At 40.6% G+C, this 25,640-nt stretch carries 19 protein-coding genes and 1 pseudogene; 10 read left to right on the forward strand and 10 right to left on the reverse strand.

The genetic code is table 11. The annotated features are described in order from the left end of the window. The first annotated feature begins 166 nt into the window (after positions 1-166). The 7 genes from V7K25_RS23490 to V7K25_RS23520 all read left to right on the forward strand — a co-directional run bounded on the left by V7K25_RS23490 (position 167) and on the right by V7K25_RS23520 (position 7,906). Positions 167-1,756, forward strand: coding sequence for a GmrSD restriction endonuclease domain-containing protein (locus tag V7K25_RS23490; RefSeq protein ID WP_335161079.1), 1,590 nt, complete (start codon positions 167-169; stop codon positions 1,754-1,756). Between the two features lie 49 nt (positions 1,757-1,805). After that, complete coding sequence (locus V7K25_RS23495) at positions 1,806-2,081, forward strand: BrnT family toxin (protein WP_094341224.1); 276 nt, start codon at positions 1,806-1,808, stop codon at positions 2,079-2,081. After that, the gene (locus V7K25_RS23500; protein WP_335161081.1) at positions 2,065-2,310 is read left to right on the forward strand and encodes a hypothetical protein; all 246 of its coding nucleotides are present in this window, start codon (positions 2,065-2,067) and stop codon (positions 2,308-2,310) included. The genes V7K25_RS23495 and V7K25_RS23500 overlap by 17 nt, the downstream gene beginning before the upstream one ends. A 370-nt stretch (positions 2,311-2,680) precedes the next feature. After that, positions 2,681-3,691: a LysR family transcriptional regulator gene (locus tag V7K25_RS23505; protein ID WP_335161083.1), complete on the forward strand. Its 1,011-nt coding sequence runs from the start codon at positions 2,681-2,683 to the stop codon at positions 3,689-3,691. A gap of 160 nt (positions 3,692-3,851) precedes the next feature. Beyond that, on the forward strand, positions 3,852-6,281 hold the full coding sequence (locus tag V7K25_RS23510) for an arylsulfatase (protein WP_335161085.1): 2,430 nt from the start codon (positions 3,852-3,854) through the stop codon (positions 6,279-6,281). Positions 6,282-6,675: 394 nt separating this feature from the next. Next, the gene (locus tag V7K25_RS23515) at positions 6,676-6,822 is read left to right on the forward strand and encodes a hypothetical protein (protein WP_335161087.1); all 147 of its coding nucleotides are present in this window, start codon (positions 6,676-6,678) and stop codon (positions 6,820-6,822) included. Positions 6,823-6,832: 10 nt separating this feature from the next. Continuing rightward, positions 6,833-7,906, forward strand: a complete 1,074-nt coding sequence (locus V7K25_RS23520; protein ID WP_335161089.1) for an anthranilate phosphoribosyltransferase family protein — start codon at positions 6,833-6,835, stop codon at positions 7,904-7,906. 82 nt (positions 7,907-7,988) lie between these two features. Here V7K25_RS23520 and V7K25_RS23525 read toward each other — a convergent pair whose 3' ends face one another. Together V7K25_RS23525 and V7K25_RS23530 are read right to left on the reverse strand one after the other, a co-directional pair. Then, positions 7,989-9,407: an LCP family protein gene (locus V7K25_RS23525; RefSeq protein WP_335161091.1), complete on the reverse strand. Its 1,419-nt coding sequence runs from the start codon at positions 9,405-9,407 to the stop codon at positions 7,989-7,991. Positions 9,408-9,693: 286 nt separating this feature from the next. Continuing rightward, the gene (locus V7K25_RS23530; protein WP_442948110.1) at positions 9,694-10,077 is read right to left on the reverse strand and encodes a hypothetical protein; all 384 of its coding nucleotides are present in this window, start codon (positions 10,075-10,077) and stop codon (positions 9,694-9,696) included. A 211-nt stretch (positions 10,078-10,288) separates the two neighbouring features. Between V7K25_RS23530 and V7K25_RS23535 the strand changes: the two genes are divergently transcribed. Beyond that, positions 10,289-11,464 carry an AI-2E family transporter gene (locus tag V7K25_RS23535; RefSeq protein WP_335161095.1) on the forward strand — a complete coding sequence of 392 codons (1,176 nt, stop codon included), beginning with the start codon at positions 10,289-10,291 and terminating at the stop codon, positions 11,462-11,464. Positions 11,465-11,708: 244 nt separating this feature from the next. Here V7K25_RS23535 and V7K25_RS23540 read toward each other — a convergent pair whose 3' ends face one another. Together V7K25_RS23540 and V7K25_RS23545 are read right to left on the reverse strand one after the other, a co-directional pair. Continuing rightward, positions 11,709-13,040, reverse strand: coding sequence for a serpin family protein (locus V7K25_RS23540; RefSeq protein WP_335161097.1), 1,332 nt, complete (start codon positions 13,038-13,040; stop codon positions 11,709-11,711). Between the two features lie 839 nt (positions 13,041-13,879). Next, entirely contained in the window at positions 13,880-15,475 is a 1,596-nt protein-coding gene (locus V7K25_RS23545) for a S8 family serine peptidase (protein ID WP_335161099.1), read from the reverse strand. Between the two features lie 183 nt (positions 15,476-15,658). Between V7K25_RS23545 and rpe the strand changes: the two genes are divergently transcribed. Further along, entirely contained in the window at positions 15,659-16,366 is a 708-nt protein-coding gene (rpe, locus tag V7K25_RS23550) for a ribulose-phosphate 3-epimerase (protein WP_335161102.1), read from the forward strand. Between the two features lie 786 nt (positions 16,367-17,152). On the opposite strand, the gene V7K25_RS23555 is transcribed toward rpe, so the two are convergent. Both V7K25_RS23555 and V7K25_RS23560 read right to left on the reverse strand, forming a co-directional pair. Continuing rightward, positions 17,153-17,488 carry a HetP family heterocyst commitment protein gene (locus V7K25_RS23555; RefSeq protein WP_442948111.1) on the reverse strand — a complete coding sequence of 112 codons (336 nt, stop codon included), beginning with the start codon at positions 17,486-17,488 and terminating at the stop codon, positions 17,153-17,155. 2,028 nt (positions 17,489-19,516) lie between these two features. Further along, on the reverse strand, positions 19,517-21,919 hold the full coding sequence (locus V7K25_RS23560; RefSeq protein WP_335161106.1) for a GH116 family glycosyl hydrolase: 2,403 nt from the start codon (positions 21,917-21,919) through the stop codon (positions 19,517-19,519). A 247-nt stretch (positions 21,920-22,166) separates the two neighbouring features. Between V7K25_RS23560 and V7K25_RS23565 the strand changes: the two are divergent. Then, positions 22,167-22,928 (forward strand): annotated as a pseudogene (locus V7K25_RS23565) (nucleotidyltransferase domain-containing protein). A 119-nt stretch (positions 22,929-23,047) separates the two neighbouring features. On the opposite strand, the gene V7K25_RS23570 reads toward V7K25_RS23565, so the two are convergent. The 4 genes from V7K25_RS23570 to V7K25_RS23585 form a co-directional block, all read right to left on the reverse strand. Next, positions 23,048-23,533: a hypothetical protein gene (locus tag V7K25_RS23570; protein WP_335161108.1), complete on the reverse strand. Its 486-nt coding sequence runs from the start codon at positions 23,531-23,533 to the stop codon at positions 23,048-23,050. Between the two features lie 607 nt (positions 23,534-24,140). Next, positions 24,141-24,827, reverse strand: a complete 687-nt coding sequence (bchM, locus tag V7K25_RS23575) for a magnesium protoporphyrin IX methyltransferase (RefSeq protein WP_335161110.1) — start codon at positions 24,825-24,827, stop codon at positions 24,141-24,143. Positions 24,828-24,903: 76 nt separating this feature from the next. Next, a complete protein-coding gene (locus V7K25_RS23580) occupies positions 24,904-25,041 on the reverse strand; it encodes a hypothetical protein (protein WP_335161112.1) in 138 nt (45 codons plus the stop codon). A 352-nt stretch (positions 25,042-25,393) separates the two neighbouring features. Beyond that, complete coding sequence (locus V7K25_RS23585) at positions 25,394-25,528, reverse strand: hypothetical protein (RefSeq protein WP_335161113.1); 135 nt, start codon at positions 25,526-25,528, stop codon at positions 25,394-25,396. Between the last annotated feature and the right edge of the window lie 112 nt (positions 25,529-25,640).

Below are 25,640 nucleotides of genomic sequence, written 5' to 3' on the forward strand. Positions count from 1 at the left end.
TAAACGAGCGCCCATATATTAAGTCACCTCGGTAGATGCATTCTCCGTATTTACTTATCTTTACATAGGTTGGTTTTTTCATGCCTACCTACTTATTTGATGAAGACAAGATATTCTTGTCTTTTTATTATAGAAAACTACCAGTTAAACGCGAGTCCGTTTTTCTATGGCTGACACTTATTGCTTTATTAAAGACTTGATTAATGATTTAGAAAGAGGAAGAATCAAGATTCCATCTTTTCAAAGAGGTTTTGTTTGGGAACCAAATCGCGTTGCCTATTTTATAGACAGTATTTATAAGGGTTTCCCTTTTGGCTCTGTATTACTTTGGAGAACTAAAAATCCTCTACGAACTGAAAGAAATCTTGGGCCTTACAGGCTTCCTGAGAATGATCCAGAGTACCCTATAGATTACGTTCTTGACGGGCAGCAAAGAATCACCTCTATTTTTGGGATATTTCAAAATTCTCTTATTGCTGAAGAGGACGAAGGAACTGATTGGACAAATCTGTTCTTTGAACTTAATAGTAAAGAATCAGTTCCATTTAAGCACCTAAATGATTTAACCAATTATGACAACCAAAAGTTTTTTCCGCTAAAATATGTCTTTAATTCTCCTAAATATAGACAACTTACTAGAAACTTAGACGAAAGTTTAGCACAGCAAATAGACAACTTAGTTGAAAAATTTACAAAAGCTCGAATACCGGTGGAACGTTTTGAAAGCGAGGAAAGAAAATACGTTGCAACTGTTTTTGAGAGGATAAATCGACAAGGTGTTGAGTTAGATACTTTTCAGCTTTTATCTGTATGGAACTGGAGTGAAGATTTTGATCTTCAAGAAAAGTTTAAGGAACTTACTGAAGAGTTACAACCATTTGGCTTTAAAGAAATCGGTTCAGATTTACTTCTAAAGTGTTCTTCTGCGGTAGTAATGAATCGTGCTGACCCAGAGAATTTTATGGAGCTTCCCGGTAGTGCAGTAAGAGAAAAATTTTATGAAATCAGGACAGGTATATTTAGAGCTATAGACTTTCTAAAAACTGATTTAAATGTTTTCTCTCTCAAGCTCCTACCAATGGAGAATATCTTAACTGTTCTTACGGCATTTTTCGCTTCTTCACAAAAACAACCTCCCCCTATTCCTCAAGATCAATATGAAGTTATAAGAAGGTGGTTTTGGCGTGCATGTTTTTCTCAGAGATATGCAAGAGGAGGAGCTAAAAGTACTGATCAAGATTTGCTAGAAGTTGAGAAAATTAAGGCTGGTAAAGCTCATAATCTCGGTGATTTTGACGTATCGTTAGACGCTGATTTTTTCACAAAAAACGTCTTCAGAATGTCTTCAGTGGCAACTAATACTTTCATTCTCCTTCTAGCACAGGCTAAACCATTAAACTTTATTCAGGCTACAAATATATCTTTACAGGATGTTTTGTCTCAAGGCAATCGAAAAGAGTTTCATCATATCTTTCCTAAAGCCCATCTACAAAGGTCAGAAAATCAATATAAGGATGAACAAATCAATTGTCTAGCCAACTTCTCAGTGCTTTCCAGAACAGATAACAACAAAATTAAAGACCAATCACCTAGTAAGTATCGTTCTGAAATGCCTACTGATGATCAGATTCTTGACCAAATATTGGCAACGCATTTTTGCCCAATTAATGTGTTTACAGACGATTATGAAAGCTTTTTAACTTCAAGGGCTGAATTGCTTCTAAAAAAAGCAAAAGAACTGTCACAGGTTATTTAGTATGCTAGACCGTTCCAGTGAAGTTAAGTAGACGGCAGGAGCATTTGACATGGAATTTGAATGGAACCCAGACAAAGCGGCGTTAAACCTTGAGAAACATGGTATTTCCTTTCCTGAAGCCGCAACCGTGTTTAACGACCCGCTATCTGTAACCTTTCTCGATCCTGACCACTCTATTGGAGAAATTCGTTACATTATCATTGGTATATCTAGGTTTGGACAACTCTTAGTCGTTGCACACACCGATCGAGGAGAAAAACTACGAATTATCAGCGCTCGAAAAGCCACCCGTCAGGAGAAAAGGTTTTATGAAGAAAGAAATTGAGAATGAAATGGAAGACGAATTACGTTCTGAGTACGATTTTGTTCAAATGGAGGGAGGCATCAGAGGCAAGTATATTGAGCGGTATCGTCAGGGAACAAATTTAGTACTTTTAGATCCCGATGTTGCCCAAGCTTTTCCTAATGATAAAACGGTGAATGACGCATTGAGGTTGTTAATTCAGGTTGCTCAACGCCAGCAGCCTGACACTGGGGTGCAGCAGACAGAATAAAAATAATCAATATAATTCGTAATTAGTAAATGCAAGTATGACGCGATCGCAGGCCTATCCGCAAATTGCACAGCTATTTACTTGAGTTTACACAGAAACTTACTTGTGTTGCTCAAACCTCATAATCCCCCGCATATTTTTAAAGTCTTATCTAAAAATTCATATATTTCAGCACAATATAGTCAATTCTTTTTTTGGCGATATTTTCCGAAAAAACCCGTTCAAAGCGGATAATTGACGATTAAGGCAGTCAAACCTGTTTTACATAAGTGTAAAGCAAAGGAAAATTGCTGTAACAAACTATACTAAATTGTGGATAAAAAACCGTTAACTTAATAAAAGCTATAAATGTAATTCAGGCTACATAAAAATGCGCCTAGAGCAGTTGCAAGCCTTTCTAGCGATCGCACAAACCGGCAGCTTTCAACAAGCAGCGCGAACATCTGGTGTTACCCAATCTACGATTAGTCGCCAAATCCAGGCTTTGGAAGCAGATTTGGGTATAGAACTGTTTCACAGAACTAATCATGCAAAATTAACGCTAGGAGGTGAATGTTTACTACCCCGTGCCCGCAAAATTTGCCAAGAATGGCAGACAGCTACAGAAGAATTAGCCGATTTAATCGCCGGAAAGCAGCCAGAACTTTGCATTGCCGCGATTCACTCAATATGCGGTTCTTACTTACCCCCAGTGTTACAAAAATTTTGCCATGATTATCCAGATGTGCAATTGCGGGTGACTTCATTGGGAAGCGATCGCGCCCTGAAAGTTCTCAAAGATGGATTGGTGGATTTAGCAATTGTAATGAATAATCGCTTCTTAACCACTGGTAGAGAAATGGTGGTAGAAGTACTTTATGATGAACCGATAGAAGTTCTAACCGCAGCCAATCATCCCCTAGCCCAATATGAATGTATCCCTTGGTCGGAGCTAATTCGTTATCCCCAAGTGGTTTTTAAAGATGGTTATGGGATGCAACGCTTAATACAAGATAGATTTGAGCGAATGGAAGCTACACTCCAAGCGACTTTAGAGGTAAATACCCTAGATGCCTTCCGGGGAGTGGTACGCCAAGGAGAATTGATCGCTTTGCTACCTCAATCAGCATTAGTCGAAGCTCGTCTTGACCATACCCTAGCGATTCGTTCCTTAGCCAGCAATAATACTAGTGGTTTAGCAGATGGTTCCAGTTTGACTCGTCGGGTAGTTATGGTCACAACTCAAGATCGGCTGCAAATTCCCCCCATCAAACACTTTTGGCAACTCGTGCGCGAAAATATCCCATTACAAATTCAGGACTTACGCAACTGGCACAACAAGATTTACGCAACTGGCACAAGTGAGGGCGCGATGCAGCCGCGCAAAGTGCCTAACAACTAAACAACGAACATTAGTAGTTGTGGTCATTACTGCTGCTAGTACAGGGATATCGTGCTTTTGTTTAAACCAATACTACGATAATACGATAGATATATAGTACAATATTTGCATTTATTTGTACTATGAACCTTCTGCTCTGCTCATAAAGGAGGCAGGTCTGTTGAACAGAAAACGGAATCTATCATTTATTCAAAAAGTCAAGCAAAAACTTATTTCACCAACTGCTTGGTTAGGGCTAGTTGTGTTTAGCATCTTGCTGGTTACTGGCACAACGATCGCCAGCAGTTTAGCCCACAATCCTGCTCCCTTCGCAGGTAATGCAAGTACGCAAGCTTACGCTGGATTTAAAGGCAAAATCGGCAGAACTTTGGCAGAATCAACACCCTCGTGGACTCCACAGCCCCCATCAGTTTTAGCCGACAAATCTCTCGCTTCATCCCGCACCACCACAGCACCAAAACAGGCCCCCAACATTGTTGTTTTCCTAATTGACGATCTGGGGTTTTCGGATTTAGGCCCCTACGGTTCAGAAATCAGTACACCAAATATTGATAAATTGGCAGGTAACGGACTACGATTTAGCAACTTCACAACGCATCAGCTTTGTTCTCCCACACGAGCATCTTTATTGACGGGATTAAATGCCCACTCTGCGGGTGTCGGTTGGGTTGCCGAGGGAAACCCTGGTTTTCCCGGTTATGCGGGTGAAATTCAGAGCAATGTCGTGACTCTGGCAGAAATTTTCCGTAATAGCGGTTATTCTACCCTACTGACCGGTAAGTGGCATTTGACTCAAACTTACGATCGCACCGCCACAGCTTCATTAAATTCCTGGCCGTTACAACGGGGGTTTGAACATTTCTTTGGTTTCTTAGATGGATTGGAACATCCCCAGAAACCCCATATTCTCTATCAAGACAATACACCTATTTCAGTTGATCAGTATCCTGAGAATTTCCTCACCACTGATTACTGGACAGAAAAAGCGATCGCATTGCTCAAAGAAGCAAAAACGAAGTCTCCAAACAAGCCATTTTTCTTGTATTTTGCCAACAATGCTGTTCATTCACCGTTTAATATTCATCCAGCAGACCTTGCTAAATACAAAGGCAAGTATGATGCTGGCTGGGACGTGCTACGCCAGGAACGGTACCAGAAGCAACTCGCATCAAAGCTAATTCCTGCCAACACTCAACTACCACCTCAAAATCCAGGGGTTAAAGCTTGGGATACACTATCGGCTGAGGATAAAAAGCTATTTGCTCGTTATCAGGAAGCCTATGCAGCCTTTGTTGATAACTTGGATCAAAACTTTGGCAAACTCTATCAATATCTAGAGTCCACCGGGCAACTCAAGAACACAATTATCATTGTTGCTTCAGATAATGGGGGTTCTGGAGAAGGCGGGGCAAATGGCACAACGAATGTAGCCCGACATTACTCCGGTTTACCAGACGATAAAGCCCTGGATATGAGTCGGTTCAAGTTGATAGGTAGTCCTCAGACTGCGCCTCACTATCCTATTGGCTGGGCAACCGTTTCTAATACACCCCTGAAGCGGTACAAGTTCTTTACCCTTGGGGGCGGTAGACGGAATCCATTGATTGTTTCCTATCCAGCAAAAATCAAAGATTTAGGTGCTACCAGGACACAATTTACGCACATCACAGACATTACACCTACCCTTCTAGAATTGACAGGCATCAAACATCCTGACTGGTTTAATGGCAAACCCACGAAACCTCTAGAAGGTATCAGCTTTGCCTATCTCTTGAATGATGCCAACAAGCCCTCTCAAAGAACTGAACAATACTATGAAAATGCAGGCAATAGAGGGTATTACAAAGATGGTTGGTATGCTGTCACCGAACATGAGACGGGGAAACCATTTAGTGACTCCGAGTGGCAGTTGTACAACCTCAACAAAGATTACTCCGAAAGCAACAATGTGGCGAACCAGTATCCACAGAAAGTCAAAGAACTGGCAGCAGCCTTTGATGCTGCGGCATTCAAGTATCAAGTTTATCCCCTGTTAGAATCCCCGGAACATGGAGGAGTGCCGCCTTATATCAAGGAGAAAGTAAAACCGAAGACATTCCATACAGGTGACTTGGTACTGGAACCGGACATTTTGCCCTTGGTCAGCGATCGCGATTATACCATCCAAGTGAAGGCTCAGTATAAAGCAGGCGATCGCGGCGTGATTCTTGCCCACGGTGGACAGGAAGTTGGTTATATCTTCTATATTGAGGATGGCAAGCTGTTCTACGAACACAATAACTATGGTCAGCCGATTAAATTTCCCGCAGTCCCGCTACAGCCAGGTCAACTTAACATCGATTTGAATTACGATGCACTGGGCAAGCGCCAGGGTTCTGGAACACTCTTTGTCAACGGGCAGCAAGTCGCGGCAGGTAAGTTGGGGCTAACGTTTAGTGGCTTTCCCTATGAAGGATTGGACATCGGTAAAGATGCCCGTAGTCCCGTGTCATGGGATCTCTACAAAAAATATGGGGTCTTTAAATACACTGGTGCGATCGAACAAGTTAAATACGTGCCGGGTTCACCCGCACCTGATGCCACAGAGTAGTAAAGAGTAGGGAAGAGGTATTTTTATACTTCGTTATGAATTTCATTCATGGCGTCTCTAGTATAAATATCTTTTTCGGGTCTTTGCGCCTACCCTGCTGGTAGGCGTAAAAAAATGACGATATCTTTAGACATCTGATGAAATTAATTATGCGTTGCCCGAAATCCTTGGTAGTGGTCTGTCAAATTCATTTTGACGGTTAGAGAGACGCGATAAATCGCCGTCTCTACAACGAATCTATCCATCAATTATTTATTGACAGACTAGTAGGCACAATTCATGAATTGTGCCTACATCATTTTGGGAGATGTCTAATGTATAACTTTGGGTATTTCCTGACTCCTTGGAACGGCTAAGGAGGCTACTTTACCTTGAATTCAAAAGAACTGAACCGTTGACCTTTTACCTTAAAGTTTGGCTGTATCTGCTGATGTTCTTCCGGTGCGGTGGAGGTATTGCAGCAGCGATTGGGCATTGGGTATTAGGGGTTGGGAGGTCTATTGTCATTTTCGGTTATTTACAATGGACAAATGACAAATGACAAATGACAAATGAGCAATATATTTAGGGAATTCCTGCAAAAAGTAGGTAGCGGAAATCACACAAGCGAGAATTTAACTCGCACCCAAGCAGCTACCGCCACTAAAATGATGCTGCTGGGTGAAGCTACACCAGCCCAAATCGGAGCGTTTTTGATTGCTCATCGAATCAAGCGTCCTACAGGGGAAGAGTTAGCCGGAATGTTGGATGCTTATGATGAACTGGGGCCAAAACTGCAACCATTCGACTCTCGGCGACCAGCGATCGCTCTTGGTATCCCTTATGATGGCAGAACACGCACAGCACCAATTAGTCTGGTAACAGCTTTACTACTCGCCGCAGTTGGACAACCAGTGATAATGCACGGTGGCGATCGCCTCCCAACTAAGTACGGCTTACCTCTAATAGATATTTGGCAGGGTTTAGGAGTCGATTGGACTAGCCTACCACTAGCAAAAACCCAGCAAGTGTTTGAGCAAACGGGAATCGGCTTTATTTATCTACCTCAGCATTTTCCCTTAACTAACAGTATTTGGGAATACCGCGACCAACTTGGCAAACGTCCGCCATTGGCGACAATGGAGCTAATCTGGTGTCCTTATGCCGGGGATGCTCATGTAATTGCTGGGTTTGTGCATCCGCCGACAGAAGGGATGTTTCAGACAGCTTTGGGACTGCGAGGAGTAACAAAATTTACATTCGTAAAAGGATTGGAAGGTAGTTGCGATTTACCGCGCGATCGGACTGCGATTATCAGCTTATCTTCATCCGTAGCATCCCAAGAGGTAGAAAGATTGCACCTCGTACCGCGTGATTATGGCTTTACTACCAAGAACGTACCCCTTGGAACTACTGAAGAACTGGTGGCGGATATGCAGAAGGTTTTGGCAGGTGAACCAGGCGAACTAATGCAAACAGCCTTGTGGAATGGCGGATTTTACCTATGGCGGAGTGGTATTTGTCCAAATATACCAGATGGTTTAGCTAAGGCAGAAGAATTATTAACCAATGGTGCAGTAGCAGCTAAACTCCAAGAACTCAGCCAGATCGTAAATTCACTCTCAGCAGCATTTGTGCCAGTGTAATTAATTACGAATTACGTTAGCGTAGCAGTAGCGAGTTCGCGCAGCGTCTCGTAGAGAGCGTCATTACGAATTATTCCCTTAGCTACTTCTCCAAAATAGATTTTTGTTGCAACCAATCTTGACCTACTTGAATACTGATATCTGATCCAAGGTTGCCAGTGCTTTCCACACGCACTTCGCCAAACCCCAAAGTTTCACGAATTGATTCGGCACTGTCACCATCTCCTTGCTGGGCGACAATATGAGTCACCTCTAGAGGTTCACCCCATGCCTTGGCTACATAGATATTGCGATATCCAGATTTTTCCAAGGCTCTAATCAATGGTCGCAGGTTAGAGCGATCGCCACCTGTACTATCTTGAATTGCTACACGTAAAGAGTGTGGCTCAGTCGCAGTCGTCTGCTGTTCCTGTTCTGACTCCAAACCAAAGTGTTGAGCCATCAGTTTGGCAATACCATTTTTGTTAGGCAACCAATAGCTAGCATCAAACTCGCCTTTCTCGCTAAAGCGACCTGGCAGCATTAACATTTGCATATTAGAGCGATTTGTTCGCACCCCAAAACCCATTAGCGCCACTAATTCTTCAACCGTCAAGTTGGTATCAATGTGGTCTTTAACTACATCAAGAACTTTAGGTAATTGAGTTACAGTACCTGGGTTGAGTGTTTGATCCATCAAGGCACGAATGACCATTTGCTGCCGTTGAATCCGACCAATATCTCCGAGTTCGTCATGGCGAAAACGCAGCAATTGTAGTGCCTGATCGCCATTGAGATGCTGCTTACCTGCCTTCAAATTGATGTATAAATGTTGAGAATCATCTTGATACTTCATATCTTTGGGGACATAAACACTCACGCCACCCAAAGCATCGATTAGCTTGGCAACTCCCAAAACGTTAATTCGGATATAGCGATCAATTCCGGCGCCACCTAAGAGATTACTGACAGTTCTGGCAGTTAAAGCTGGCCCACCGTCAACATTGGCGGCATTAATTTTTTTCACCCCATGCCCCTCTATTTCTGTGCGGGTATCTCTGGGAATGGAGAGCATAATTATTTTTTTCGTCTCTGGATCAAATTTGAGCAAGAGCATCACATCCGAGAGACCTTCAAAGGAGTTTAGCTGGGGCTGGTATTTGAGGTTTTTGGTTTCTGGGGGAGGGTTTTGGATATCCGGGGGAAGTACGCTCATCCCCAAAACTAAAAGATTTACTGGGCGGGTTAATTCGGAAAATCGTAGCACACCTCCAGAAATGCGATCGCTATCAAAGACCGCCTCATCCTGTGGACTTAGCTGGGCTTGTTGCAAAGGCGTACTGGTTAAAGACACCGCCAAAAGCGCCCCTGCTGTTGCTGACACCATTGCAATCCCACTCATACCTACCCAAAACCATAGCCAACGCCCGGATTTCGAGTTATGGGAGAGGGGAATTTTTTTACTGGACTTTGAGGCTTTTCCCGACTGGTTTTCTTCCGCCGAACTTCTTTGAATGGTCACAGACTTCCTCACACTTACTCAATAATCAAATTCGGTAAATTTGCAAACTAAAAACATCCAAACAAATCAACCCATAATAACTAACTCTTAATTATCAGTGCTAATTTTTTTAATGTAGTGTCAACCACAACACTTATAGCAGCATTTTTCCTTCTTTTGGGCCAACTTAGAGATGTTTTACTGAAGTATGGCAATAATAAACTGGATTTGACTAGATATATAGATAAATCAACAGTAATTTTTTAGGAAATAGGTAAAACTACTGAAAAATTATCACCTTAAAAAATTAAGATAAGTACTTTCCTAGTACTCGTTCAGCTAAGGTAGTAAACCCTGGTAAACGCCCAGATTTACCCTGTATTAGGCGCAAAATCAACCAAACACTTACTAAAAAGTAACCCGATGTGAGAAAGCTATTCAGGATAAAAAGACGTAGCGGAAAAAAATCTGAAGTTGCTGCTCCGGTAGCTAATAATAGATATCCCAACAGCCAAGTAAGCGCCAAAGTAATAGACAGACGACTAATAGCAAGTTGTTCCCGACTCCCTTGGCCCCGATAGAGAGTCCACAAGGACGGAAAAAAGCCGATGATTGGAATCAAATGTAAAAGCAACTGTGTTTTGGGGATTGGGTATTGAAAAGAGGCAGAGGGGCAGGGGGCAGGGTGCAGGGGGGAAAATTCTTCTCCCTTGCTCCCAGCTAAGAGCTTTCTTGCTTCTTCCTCAGTCCCCACTCCCCACTCCCCATTCTCTTTCGGTTCAAAATTTTCCATTTGGGTTAGTCTAACTCCTAAACTAGAAGGATGAATAAGACTCATATAGTTAGAGATAATAATCTGTAAAGAAAGATTTTATTTAGTTCTATCCAGCAATCAGCTTAAAATGCAGACACGCAAGCTACTCGACTGGTGGCAAACATTTACACCAATAGCGCGAATCGGGGCGATCGCGTTATTCCTGCCGCTACTAGTTCTTAATGGTTGGGCACTTTCGGTATTTTTTAATTATTTCCATTCTCTCATAGTCATTTTAGTTGGAGCCTCAGTGCTAGCATTTCTGCTCAACTACCCCGTGAGCTGGATGGAGCATCATGGTGCTAGGCGAGAGCAAGTCGCTATTTTAGTATTTCTCTTGGCTTTATCGATTTTATTAGCCTTGGGTGTGACACTTTTTCCGTTGGCTCTTACCCAAGCTCAACAACTGGTGGCTCGTTTACCAGAGTTGATCGACTCTGGACGCTCTCAGTTAATGATATTAAACGAAAAAGCTGAGACTTATGGTTTACCGATTAACCTTGATGCTCTAGTAGTACAAATCAACGATCGCGTTAAAGGACAATTGCAAGCGATCGCTGGACAAGTTCTAAATCTGGCAGTTGTTACAGTCACTAGCCTGCTAGATATCCTCTTGACGATGGTTTTGACTTTCTACCTTTTACAACATGGGGGTGAACTCTGGGAAAGTTTAGTAGAATGGTTACCCTTTAAATTTCGCGATCCTTTTTCCAAAACAGTCCGCCTGAGCTTCCAAAATTTCTTCATCACCCAGTTAATTTTATCTACCTGTATGGCATCAGCCCTGATTCCTACCTTTTTGTGGCTGAAAGTGCCATTTGGTTTACTATTTGGTCTAACTATTGGTTTGATGGCTCTCGTCCCCTTTGGCGGTTCTGTAGGTATCGCTCTGACTACACTATTGGTAGCACTGCAAGATTTTTCAATGGGTGTGAGAGTCTTGATAGCAGCAGTAATTGTACAGCAAATTCTCGAAAACTTAATTGCCCCCCGAATTTTAGGCAGCTTTACTGGTTTAAATCCAGTTTGGATTTTAATTTCAGTCTTGACAGGGGCAAGAATTGGCGGACTCTTGGGTGTAATTGTGGCAGTACCTACTGCTGTTGTGATTAAGACTGCTTTAAGCGCTCTACGTCCTGGAGCACTAACTAGTGAAGCGGAAGACAGCGCTACTGGGGAGATAACTGTACCTATTGCAGCAAACCAATCCTCGAAAGCTGACGCTAACAACACATTAAGTATTTCTGAAGCGACATTACCTTAAGGAGGCATAAGTCAGAAGGGATTTAAGACTTCATTTTTTGAATAGTTGACACCAGAATTCCTTGAAACCTATCAAAGATAAGGAGGCAGGAGAAAACCTCTGCCATGTTCGCGCACAGCGTCTCGTAGAGAAGGGAAGAGTTTTGAGCAATGACGTATCTTTTCTGGTGCTGTGAATCTCGAAAAGAATGTTTCTAACTTTTTACCTACAATTCGGCTTGGTTTGTACCTTTCTTCATGCTTCCTCATTGTGGATCAATAATGGAACCCGTAAACAAAACCCTTCCCGTCTGATTATCCCTAATGGCACAGAAGAAAGGACGATCAACAATCATTCGAAATGGTTCTGGTTCTACTCTCAAAGCTGTTGCGACTATTCCCACTGAAGTAGCCGCAGCCGCTTCGGTGCCTTCTTCGTTCACTTCAACAAAAGTTTTATGCTTAACTTCACTAATGGCAAAATTTTTACCCATGCCGGAAAAATTGGCTTTACTGCTGAAAGCCTCCTCCATACCTAAAGCTTTTAAAGCATCATTGAGAGTAACATCATACTCACTTTTAAAGCGAGGTAAACGAATAAACCCTTTTTGTTTGTTGAACTGAGTCATCCATTTATCCCAGTTCTCAACATTCAAGTTTTGATAAAAGGCTTTCAGGTTAGAGTTTTGTTTCGGCAGGAAAATATAAAAGCTGAATTTACCATCTTTGCCGTAAGGTAAACTTACCGCTTGAAACTGTTTGCTTTCATAATATCTATAGTCACCATCTTGTGACATCATCGGCTGTTGTTTTGGCTTGCCAGATGTGGTATAAAAAGGGTATTGAGCAGTTTGACTTTTATCAAATTCTTGGCTCCATTTTCCTTTAAAATAGATGGCATTAATTAAAAACAACACCTGACTTGGCTCAATTTTTTCAATTATCTTATCGATTTTGCCATTAGTGTTATCTTTTACCCAGTTATTGATAATACTAGGCGTTGCAGGATCTTGAAAATTTACATTGCTGACCTTAGCTTTATAGAAATACTGTATTCTTTGGAGAAAGTCTGGCTGAAAGCTAAAATTTTGATTTGCCCAAAGTGAGTTAGCAATATTCAGTTGTACTTTCTGATCAGAATTGTCTAAAAGCTGCTTTAATGCCGCCGCGTAAGAAGAGTTGATTTCTGCTAGATTCAGCCCTTGTAATTCCAGGGTTTTTGCGATCGCTAGTTGAGTCGTGCCGCTAGCGCCGTTGTAGGTCATAGCTAAAGCGATCGCAACACTCGAAGGTGAGATAAAAACATTCTTCTGATCCCGATCCTTTTTCAGAACTTCTGAAAACAGTTTGAAGCCAAACTTATTGCTAGACTCAACAAGTTTGGTATCAGTCTTGAGTGTTTTTTTTTGCAATGGAGTTTCTGGTTGAGGTAAACCAGATTGGGCAAGGACACTTTTATTACTATCGACTTGAGAATACCCTAATACACTGCATAGAACAACACTTGCGGCTGCCATAGCATAGCGTCTGCCCAGGCTAACACCGTAACGTCTTTGCATGAATTTTTCTCTCATACTACTATATTTCTGCGGATTCATTTTACCACCTCACTTGCGAAAGATTCCCGAACTGTGATCATGGGTGACGCAGACACTGTGTCAATGATTAACTATTGCATTTGCTCCAATAGAAAAATGGCACTGTTACAGTTTCTGTAACAGCAAGTTATCAGCTCAGAGGAATTAAACACAACTTATTAGAGTTGCTAAATCCTAATTGAGGCGGCGATGCAGACAAATTATAAAAATCTCGATTCTTAGGAATTTTCCTATTATATCTATAAAAGTATTGTAGACTACTTAATCACAAAATAACCAGCGCTCTTGGTTTTTAGAGATAAAATCACGCTTTTTAGTACACGAAATACCAAACTTTTGTAGGGACACACAGATGTGCTAGCCTATTTCAACAGTTATCAGTTATCAGTTATCATTGAACTTTGGACAAAAAGAAGTATTCGCGTAAATTAATCGCTAACAAAAAATCTAGGCATCGTGTTGTCAAGAAACAGTCAAAATCAACACCTGATAAACAAAAAGCGGCGTAAATTTTCTTAGACTTTGGGCGTTTCACTCAATTTAAAAAATAACTGGGGTAATTTATGATGCGTAGTTTTTTGTTAGCGAGTAACACTCGCTAACAATTTTCTTTTTGTCCAAAGTCCAATTGTCAGTTGCATGATCTATTTATCTGATTCGTCAGAGTCCCCCACTTCTAAGAAGTGGTAGGTAACAGGGCGGGGTCAAATCACCGAGAGAGTTATTGTGATAACTGTTCACTGTTCCAGGGCTATTTCGTTTTAGACAAAAACCGCCCAGTACTAAAGTTCTGAGGCGGGCTAGATGAGAATGAAATAGCCCTGTCACTGTTCACTGATTTAATTGATAGGTACACTCCACCAAGCTAAACCATAGGGTTGAGTCACTTCATTTAATTTTTGACGAAACTGGACGCGGATTTTGTAATTGCCAGCAGCAGCAACGGGGCAGAAAATATGTTCTACACTATCGATTTGGCTGATTGAGGAGCAAACAGCACCAGCATCTGAATTTTGAGCATTAGCTTTTACTAAGTATAAATCGAGATTATTCAAACCGCGATCGCGGAAATTTTCGCCTACATCATATTGCTGGTTTTTATTTTTATCGATGAGTTCTACTAATCGATCCCAACTTAAAGTAACAGCAACAAAACTTCCCTGCTTTAACGGTTTTGCTAATATATAGTCAACAGAAGTTCCAGCATTGACTGTGCGATAATCCCAACCAATGGCAGGTACAGTTGTTGATGGCTGCCATTGACCACTACTAAATTGCTGATAAGCGCGAAATACATTTAAATGACCCGCTCCCATTTGGGCATCCAAGGGAATTTTTGGATCTTTATAAGCATCAGAATCTAGCCAGTTTTTATTTTGTTTATCAATTAGCGTCCGGCTCATTCCCAACAGCAAGCCATCACCGCTATCTTGGATTTTGTCTGCTGAATTCAGCAATACAGCTTTCATTACTTGATGATGGCGAGCATCAATGCTCCAATGTGGTTGTTTTGTGCGTATCTGTCGGTCAGCAAATTCTTGCAACAGAGCAACACTAGCCGTAACTTGAGGCGCTGCAAAACTAGTACCTGTAACCTTGTTCGCTTTGCCATCTGGATTGAGCAAAGGAATATTATTCCCAGGAGCAACTAAACCGATAGCACCACGGTCATCAAGATTAAATTCCTTTCCAGCTAGCCTTCCGCTCACTCCTTGGTTAGCACCCGCCAAATTAGCCACATCTACTTTGTTAAAAACTCCCCCGCGGCGAGATGAAAAAGCCACATTTATTCCGTTAAAATTATCTGTAGGAATAGGAATACCGCCCTTACCTTGATTGCCTGCGATCGCATACAAAACATCATGAACGCGACTAGACCAGTCAACACATAAAGTTAGTAAAGCATTGCCGTCTAAAGTAGCTTCTGGTCTAGGATCGCGGCTCAAAGGTTCACCAAAGCTAAAGTTAATGGCACGGACATCGCCACCATTTTGTAGGGCTACGTACTGGGCTGATAAGCACTCTTCTGGCTGACCCATCGTTTTAGTGGAACCCACCGCAGACGAATACAGTCGCGCTCCCGGAGCAACTCCCGGCAAAGCTTTATCTTGACTCACCATCATCCCAGCGACATTGTAAGCGTGGGGGTCAACACCACTATTTGATTTAGCTGGTCCATTGCGTAAGAACACTCCCGCTAAAGAAATGGCGCGATTTTTAGACACCGCCTTATCCCACCCAAACATTCCAGGCCGGCCAATTTCCACCTGACCAATAGCAATCTTGCGACCAATTAAATTATAAGGAGCTTGGTGTAGCCTCAGAGCATCAATACCATTAGTTCCTAGAGCAGATTCTAAAGCCGAAGCAATTACCGGCGCACTCAGACAAGAAGCACTTAATCCCCAAATTATCCAGGTTAGTTTTTTAGTCATTTGTTATTAGTCATTTGTCATTTGTTATTAGTCAAGAGTTAGGAGTAAGGAGTTAGGAGTTATTATTCTTCCTCATCTCCCTCATCTTCCCCACTCCCAAAAAAGCCGGGATCAAAGTTATGAGTCTTGCTCAATGTTTTGTTACAATGCTTACAGACGAGGACGCTTAAAAACCCACTAGCCATGACCCAAAACCTATCTCAAAAACCCATTGTCATTTCTCCATCTATCCTATCAGCCGATTTTAGTCGTCTGGGTGATGAAATTCGCGCCGTAGATGCGGCTGGAGCGGATTGGATTCATGTTGATGTCATGGACGGTCGTTTTGTACCTAATATTACAATAGGCCCTCTGATTGTGGAGGCGATTCGTCCGGTTACGACCAAGCCACTAGATGTCCACTTGATGATTGTGGAGCCAGAAAAATATGTAGAAGGATTTGCTAAAGCAGGTGCTGATATTATCTCTGTACACTGCGAGCATAATGCTTCCCCACACCTGCACCGCACCTTGGGGCAAATTAAAGAGCTTGGTAAGAAAGCTGGAGTTGTACTTAATCCTGGTAGCCCTCTAGAGCTAATTGAATACGTTCTAGATTTGTGCGATTTAGTACTAATTATGAGCGTCAACCCTGGTTTTGGTGGTCAAAGCTTTATCCCTGGTGTATTACCAAAAATCCGCAAACTGCGTCAAATGTGTGACGAACGCGGTCTTGACCCTTGGATTGAAGTAGATGGAGGACTCAAGGCAAATAATACCTGGCAAGTTTTAGAAGCGGGAGCTAATGCAATTGTCGCTGGTTCAGCTGTATTTAACGCTAACGATTATGCTGAGGCTATTACATCAATTCGCAACAGCAAGCGTCCTACCCCAGAATTAGCCAAGGTTTAATTTATTTTTGGATTAACCATTCTCTACAAAAAATAGGGTGGGCAAATTGCTCACCCTATTTTTATTGAGACATAAAAAACTGGAAGCTATTCAAGTTTTGAACTTCCAGTAGTTATTATATAAATTGAAAATTTAGAAAGCAGAGATAATCCAGGTTGGGAGGACTAGGATTACAATAGTCGAAAGAGAAGCGTATAGACCTACTAGTTTTACCAGCCACGACAACGATTTTACTGTAACTTTTCTGTTTCCGTTCCTGTTATTGGTGTTAAGCGTTTGCTTTATTTAACTAAAGCAACACCAACCACAGGATAGAAAGTTTTATTAGCATTACTCCCATCGTCTGCAGTCGATGAAAGCTGTGTAAAATTTGGATTGGGGGAATCCACCTCCCCAAATTATCTTTGCTGAGACTTCCTCAGAAAAAGAACCACCAGTAGCAACGGTTGTATCGTTGGTCTTGGTATAGGAGTTATTTACTCCATGAAATGCTGACTACTTTTGTAATAAGTTTGATTGATTTCATAGTCAGAACTAATCATTGATTTTATTTATTAAAATTAACCTGTTTGCCGCCAATCACCTCTGTTTTGTTTTAAGTTGTACTTGTTATTAGTTTACCAATATCCTCAGTATATATTTGCCATTTTGGCACATTTCTGCAAAAAAATATTAAATTAATCACTGCTATAGAAAACCTACCATGCTAAAAATTTTAAATTAGCATAGTAGGCTCTCAGACACTCAATCAACTCTAAGGCAGAATCTGTGGATTCCAAATTGTTTTTAATTCACTCCACAGCGTTTCAAGGAAATATCTTGGCTGCCTTCTGGTTTTTGCTTTCCAACTACCTCAAGATAAGCAGGTCTTGAATCTTTCAGCATTTTTAGATTTTCACTTTGCTGTTGTTTCGTTCTATTGGTTTGAGAATTCTCTTTTAGCAAGCGATTGTAGGTACGGTACGGAATGTAATGGAGAGGATTATACCCAGCAAACCGTAGCATTAAAACACATGCCCAGGAGTACTTTCCAGCAATAATTGCTTCAACTACTTTGTCAAATTGTTGAGCCTTGACTGTTGTATCTAAGTTACTACTAATACCACCAATGTCTTGATTCATCATAGTGTTTAGTTATCTTGAATGAAGTAAACTAGTTAAATTTCTGCGATTGTTAGTGTTTCAATTGAGGGTTACAAACTGCACTAACCTTTTTGTAGCTGTTGAATCGCTTTCAGGTAATTATCAGCAATTTGGCGGTGTTGGATGTTGACGAAGGATAAAAATATATCAATCAACAGACGCCTACATAATTTTCCTAAACTCTGATTGGCTCTCGTAGCTTTGAATGGTAAAGATACAGGCTGAAACTTCTCTGCTGTCTAAGCTTTACCTTGGCACTATTGAGCAGAGTTTTAATAATTTTGGCTGATAACTCCCTTAGTAAACTAGTTTTGGTAAGAGCTAGCTCGTAGTAAGGATACAAATTATATAGATTCATTCCTGAACTGTCCCCTTGGCTTGAGGTTTCGACTGCATTTGACCTGATGATTTTTTTCATTAACTAACGTTTGATTAAAAATTTGATTGTTTTTAATCAAGTTTGTTGGCTGCTCATTCCTAACTATCCAGATTCCCTCCGATGAATTGAGGAAACTGTGCTTATAGCTTGTTAGTCAGTGAAAGGTAAAAATTTATCTTTTGTCTTCTCATCTGACTGGTAGGACAAAAGTCTCGGCGTAACTCTTAGTAGATGTAGTTTTGTTCCCTGAAACTTTCTCAACTCCTAGTTCAATAAACTTTCTCTGTTAAAACGCCTGTATTTCTTACTACTGCTTAATTAAGCATTTTCCGGCAAGTTTCCATATTTTTTTGAGTAGTGGGGAATATTTATTTATCTTTGAGCTTTAACAATGCCATTCGTATTTATACTATTTTTTGTCGTTAATGTCATCTACTAATTTAGTAGATTTTAAGCTAAATTTACTGAATGTATTTAGATACGTACTTGCGTCTTGTGCAACTTTTAATTTTGTCCTCCTTTGCTAATTCATGAGGGGTGTGACCCCCCATACAATCTCGATTTAAAGCATTTATTATTGTCGAGTCACTAGAAAATACTACCATTAACTATCATGTAAAACAACTTCTAAAAATAGTAAAATTTAAATAATAAAAAACCTTCCTAACCATAGCATTGAACATATTTTTTAATAAGTTCAATTAGATAATTATATTTATTATCAAAGAAAGCCAGAGGGCAGAAGGAATTTATCCTGATGTTTACTGATTTATAACAAATACAGCTTTAGTCTATTTAAATAAAATTACTATAAATTGAGCATGAATTATTTAATTATTATCAGTCAATAATGATAAATAGGTATTTTTAATTGTTATTAATTGAATAAAATAAAAACTTATAGAAAGATGCTTTTACTAAAAAATATCTAGCAAATTAAGTAGGTGTAATATTAAAAATATTAGTGATAAATATAAATTTAGCTAACACATAATATTATTAAGTTTATTCAGCAGTAACTTTTATAGTATGTAAATTATTTTTGAGAATAAATAGTCTTGTAAAGTGTGTTAACGGAGCATAACGTACCATTATAAGATTTTGGTATGTTACGCGATCGCTAACACACCCTATGTGGATTTCAAAAATAAAATCGGAGTTCTATATGCGTCTTAATTTTTAAAAGTTTTATAAAATTGAGATTACGGATGCTGTAGCAGCTGGGCTAAATGCTAGTAAAAACTACCAATTTTTATAAGTTTGCGATCAGTGCCTTGCTCAAGAAGAATACCTCGGTCTAAAACAAAGATATAGTCGGCATAAAGTAATCTTGAATTCTCAATGCTTCACCTCTTACCATTACTGAAATTTTCCTTCGCTTCCGGAAATACTTGGAAAATACAATTATAAATCTAGACTCTGCTTTCTTAAATAAAGACTAATACGCTTGAGTTAAGGTTAAAACTTTTTGTCAAAGCCAATTTTTTTTACTAACCGCAGAGGCGCAGAGTACACAGAGAGAATGAGAAAATGCTTAACCCAAGCGTATTGCGATAAAAACTTGTTCTAGATTGGCTTTCACCTTAAGTTGACACGCATGATAGCTGTGTGTCTCTACGTTTCTTGCTTCAATTAATAACTAAGTAAATACCCCAAATTGCCATTGCCCGTAAGTAAGTGCTAGCGCGGAAAGTACCAGCTGCGGTGATAGCTTCAGGGGTGCGAAATTGCAGACCATTGTCATAAATTTGCTGCACCACAGCTTGCGTCAATCTAAACCCTTCATCTTTCATTCCCATCTGTACAAGAAAAGCCGCCAGCCCAAAGTTTATCCCTGTCCAGACTTCTAGGGGATGAGTAGCTTTGGGGTTTTCTGGTGAACCATCAGGACGAACACCATTAGCAGCACCAAACTCACCATTGCAGAATTTCAAAAAGCACGCATCATAAACAGTTTTTAGGGCAGAAAGAGCGCGATCGCTCGGTACAATATCTGGTAAGTCCAGCAGACGAGCATAAAATTGTCCGCACAATTGATCTGCCATTACCACATCAGAACCACTTTTACTATCAAGTTTGTAATATTGGCCATTCCAGAGTTTTTCTTGGTAAATAGGAAGAGATTGTTGTAACCAAGTTTCATAAGTGGATTTTTGAACCGCCAAGCCGCCAAGGTCACCAAGTTTGTGAGTTAATAAGATATCGCTAATTGCGATCGCAGCCTCTAGCGCCACTAACCATAACCCACCACAATAAGCGCTGACACCCTGCAACCGCCAATCATCAAAGGTTTGGTCAGGCGCACCAGAATTTTCGGGAATCCCATCGCCATCAATGTCAAAAGTTTTTAGATAGTCAAGGGTTTGAACGATCGCATCCCAGCAATCTGCTAAAAATTCTACATCGTCAGCACCCGTGAGCAAAAAATCACGGTATACTTGCAAAACAAAATCACTACCCAAATCTTTCCACAAATTGCAGTCTTGATAGCTGGTGTAGTTGGTTTTCTCCCAAACGTGTTCATTGGGTGCGCCTAAATCGTGGGGTGTTGCACCTGCAACTTTGCGAACTGCGATCGGGCTTTCTGCCTTAATTGTCATGTAATAGCCAATTATCCGGGGTGTATCATCACCTTGAGGAATCGCCCGCGCAAATGCCCTCATTACCGACTTTTCTAGTTCTGGAAATAGCATCAGTAGGGCAAAAGAGCCGTATAATCGCACATCTAGACTTTCATACCAACGGTAATCTAAGCATTCCAGCACCGCAAACTGACCGATGGGGTCAAGTTCTGATGCTGCACTCCAGAGAGTACCGCCGCTAGTGAGGTCATAAAGCTCATTAAATAGAGCCATTTTAAACCAGTTGGGTAAATCTTCGCGGTCAAGAATCGGTTTTTGCCAAGCTTGAACTTGCGATCGCCAAGTTTGGTATTCTTGTAACGCAGTGGATGCGATCGCCCAGGCGTTGTTTCCACTTTTACCAAAAAAGTCTGTATATCTGCGGTAATAATTAACCCCGGCGGCAAATTCTGTGAGCGGTAAATCCCAAGCTAGGACAAAGGGGATTTCGAGAGTTTCGCCTGGTTGGAGGGTGAAACGGAGTGCCATCGCAGCCCCTAACTGTATATTCTCTGTTGCTGTTGTATCTAGATAATTAGGCAAAGAACCATCTTTAGCAAAGCTTTGCCACACCTCATTACCCGTTCCTTCCGGATTCCATCGGGTGTGGTGAAATACTTCCACTTGGGGATGCTTCAGCGTCGCAATACACCAAGTTCCGTCACCTTCTTGCAAAGCATCACTACCAACCCGACCTAAAACACAGCCAAACTGTTGTGTATTTTCAACTATTTGATTATAATTTCCTTGACTTTCGCCCCAGCGTGGTTGGTATTCATAAACCGGACTACCATCATCGCGCACCCGCACTTCGGGAGATTTTAGAGCGTTTGTAAACCAGCCCACCATATTTTGCCAAGTGAGCATAATGCTGAGAGTAATGGTTGCATCTGTAGGGTTGTGGGCATTCCAGAGGAATATTGCCACAGGATAGCTAGTTTCTTGGTAATTACCTGCCCAGACTGGGGAAAATTGTTCACAAGTCAACTGTGCTTGAAATACATTTTCATACACAAACCAGCTACGTGGGTATAGCGCATGATAATTACCTGTCCCCTCTGTGGCGGAAGTTGTCGGATACCATTGCCAAGCTTTGAGAGTACCATCATCGGGCGCTTGTGTAGATAAAGCGTAGGCTTGGGAAGATGTGCTATTGGACTCAAACACACTAAATTGACAAGCGGGAACGTTTTTGAAGGTATGTTCACCGCCATCGATGTGCCACAGATTAAAATCTCCCCGTGAAGAACGACCGATGCAACCCGCACCAAAGCCCCCCAAAGGCATACCATGCCAAGGGCCATCATCAATATTACTTGCATAGCGGACGGTATAAGGTTTGTCCCAGCCTAAGCCTATGGGACGGCTCCAAGTGCAAGAGGGAATTTTCACAGAGAGTTGATTTGTCATCGCTTAATGTTACATTGTGCAGTTACGTCAATGAAGACTAGCGCGATGTGTGATTTTTCTCAAGGGGCACAACGATGCAAGCGCACGGCATTGCATTGGTATCAACTTAAGAAGATAAAGCCCAAATTTGTTGGGTGTAAGCGTCAATCTCAAGGGTGGCGTTTTACGTTTAATTTTGGCGAAGGCTTAAAAAACAAGATGCTCTAAAGAAACAGGCACACGGAGGTAAGCAAGTAAACTGTATATTATGAATATTCCACCTTCACTTAACACAATTATTCGGCAACAGCCTTACCCGCTTTTATTCGCAATTATCAGTGGTTCTCACTTATATGGTTTCCCATCACCTGATTCTGATTATGACTTGCGTGGTGTGCATATTTTACCAGTTAGAGAACTGGTGGGATTAGAGACTGGGAATGAAACTATTGAATTTTCAGAAGTTCGGGAATCTTTAGAAATTGATTTAGTAACTCATGATGTCAAAAAATTCTTTTTGATGCTACTTAAAAAGAACGGTTACGTATTATAACAACTGTATTCACCTTTAATATTAACCACTTCATCCGAACATGAAGAATTAAAATTTATTGCTAAAAATTGCTTTACCCGCCACCATAATTATCACTATTTTGGTTTTGCTGCAACACAATGGAAACTTTTTAATAAAAAACAGACCTATAGAATCAAGCCATTACTTTATGTTTATCGGGTTCTATTAACGGGAATTTATATGATGCAAACAGGGATATTTGAAGCTAATTTAATTAAGCTGAATGAGGTGTTTAATTTACCATATATTCCTGATTTAATTGCCCAAAAGTTAGCAGGTACAGAAAAGTCTGTTTTATCAGATATTAATGTAGCTTTTCATCAAATAGAATATGAACGTCTGCGTAATAAGTTGCAGGAGGTATATGAATGCAGCCCATTACCTGAAGTACCTTCAGCGAATGCGGCTTTGCATAATTTTTTGGTACGCCTGAGAATGAGGAGCTATGAATTATAAGTGAACAACTCATAATTCATAACTTTGCTCAAAAAAATCTGCGTCATTAGACCTAGCCGTAAGTTAATTATTAGTCATTAGTCATGGGCCATTAGTTAATAACAAATGACTAATGACAATTAAACATCAAAATGATATGATACGGCCCCTTCTTCGTTCACCTTAAAGTTTGCATTGAAGTCTTTAGCTTTTTCATCTAAATATTGCCTAGCATGGGCTGCGGGTAGTTGTGACTGCATTGCAAAGCCTAAAACAGTTATGCGCCCATGATTTTTTTGTAGCATCTCATAAAAAATTGATTGCAAGCGATCGCTAACTTGTTGATTAAGCGCCTTTTTCTCCTGTCGGCTTTGGCGGTATAATCCCAATGCTAACCATGTGCCCAGTGTTAGGCTAGGAATGCCAAAAATTAGACGTTCTACAGTAATATCATCAATTACAGGGGTATTTGTTTCTGAGAACTCAATCGAACCATCCCAAGCTAAGGGTTGCGTGATTGATTTTTCCATAGTCGTTTTATTAAATACCTCTGCTGCTGATAGAGTTACAAACATGAATCCCATTGTCAGTAACCAAGCTGCGGCCAATTTTTCAGCAGTTTTCATAGTTCCACTTTAGATTTACGCTTTGCTAGCGATTTTAACCTTACTTTCGCAAAGGTTCCAATATATCAATCTATTCCTGACGATAAGTTTGTCAGCGCTTCTTCTATCTTCTTCAGTCTTTTCTCGATACCATCTAAGGGCTTAAGGTTCTCCCATCTGTTTATTTGTCACGAAGGAAAGCGATCGGATTAAATGTAAACAACAGCAGTATAAATTTTGCCTTTATTATTTAAGTAAGGGTATGCGATCGCCAGGGCAAACGCATCTAAATTACTCTTGATCACAACGAAGGTTAAGAACCAACGAAAAAATCAGGATTTCGCGTTTAATTATTTTTTAAGCCCCAAAGCGATCGCCTAATCTTTTCGCAATAAGCAAGAGTTAATGACATTACTTTTAACTCTATTGATAATAGACCTTACTTATTGACATGATGCGGCCGCCCTGATGCGATCGCTATAATAATTAATTGTTCATGCTCCCAATTAGAGCAATCATCGAGATCAAAAGCAAAATTTAGCGCCAATTATAATACTTACCAGTGTTAAAGCTTGAGATTTTCAAATCGCAGCAGTGATATAATATTTATCTTGCTGCGATTCTAAACTTAGTTGCGTGTAGCTTCAAGTAAGCGAGAAAAATAGAAGCGAGTCTTCGTCATCGCCTTTCGTTGCAATGAAAAGCCATTACTTTCCAAGATTTTCACCACATCAGCCTCACGATGCAAATATGCACGAGTTGCTTTACTTGGCCCGGGAAAGAAACTGCCAATTTTCTTGAGTATACTTAGGGCGCAGGTCTTCGGTGCAAAACTGAGAATTATCCGTGACTGTGCCAAAGAACAGAGGTGAGAAATCATCTCATCCGCTTTTTCTTGGGGGTAGTGGATGAGAACATCCAAGCAAATAACGGTATCGTAACTACCACTCAACGATTCCAAATCCTGCACAGCAAAAGTGGGATTTTCGGCATTTCCCAAAGTTAGCTTGGCTCTATCCTTGCCTTCTTCCACCATTTTTTCAGAAATATCGGTGGCATAGACTTTAGCACCATCTACCGCTAGGGGGATGCTAAGACTACCGACACCACACCCAGCATCACAGATTGATAGCTCTGGTAAATTCTTATCAGCCTTCAGCCAACCGAGAACTGTATCCACGGTTTGCTGGTGTCCATTACGGATGTCTAGTTGGACTTTGTTGACTTCGCCATCGCCATAGATTCGCTTCCAACGGTCAAACCCTGTGGAATTGAAATACTCACGAACAATCGTTTTATCGTCGGCTGCGTTCATAAACTTTGATTTTTAGGGGTTCCCAATGCTTAAAATTATCATTGATAGGAACCCATAAGAACGGTCTTCCAGATTTTTATAGATATAAAGTAAAAATACTTGCGATCGCTTTTGCGTCAGTGATGGGAATCGACAAGAGCGATCGCGTGGTTTTATAACTATTCTCCAAATTGCTCTTGAGATAATAATAGCTCAAAGGATTGGTAAGCCTCATGGTTGCGAAAATGTCGAGCAAGCATATAAATCAACAAGATCCTCAGATGAATCAAAGTTATCATCCAAAACTGAATTCACTTTTGCTACTGCTAAAAGATAATTATCTTTTGCATCCCGACAAAGATCAACTTCGGATATTATATTTATAAATAAACCAATAGTCCGCAAAATTTGAATTAATTCATTGACTTTGTTAGGCGGAAAATATTTTGTAACTTAATACGTTTAGTAACCAACATAGTTTCTTCTAATATCTCTTCAGAAACTACCACTTGAATTGTTTCTTCAATTAAAATGTTTTGTGGTTGTTTTAATTCTTACCAATTAGAAAGCTAATCCAAAGATTAGTCTCAATGATTATCTTGATTGTTTTGTTTTTTGGCATAAATTTGAGAATGGACGATTTCTACTTCCTCTGTAATTTCCTCTGGAGATAATTCATCGGTTTGAAATATTTCTAGTAACTGTGTTAACTTTTTATTCAAAGTTTATTTTTCTAGCTCTTTGCTAAGTAACAATTTTTCGGAATCAGACAGTTGTTTCACTAGGGTAAGAATTTGCTCAAATGTTAAGGGGAGTTGATCGGTATTTTGTAAC

It is taken from the genome of Nostoc sp., from assembly GCF_036919495.1.
GTDB lineage: Bacteria > Cyanobacteriota > Cyanobacteriia > Cyanobacteriales > Nostocaceae > Nostoc.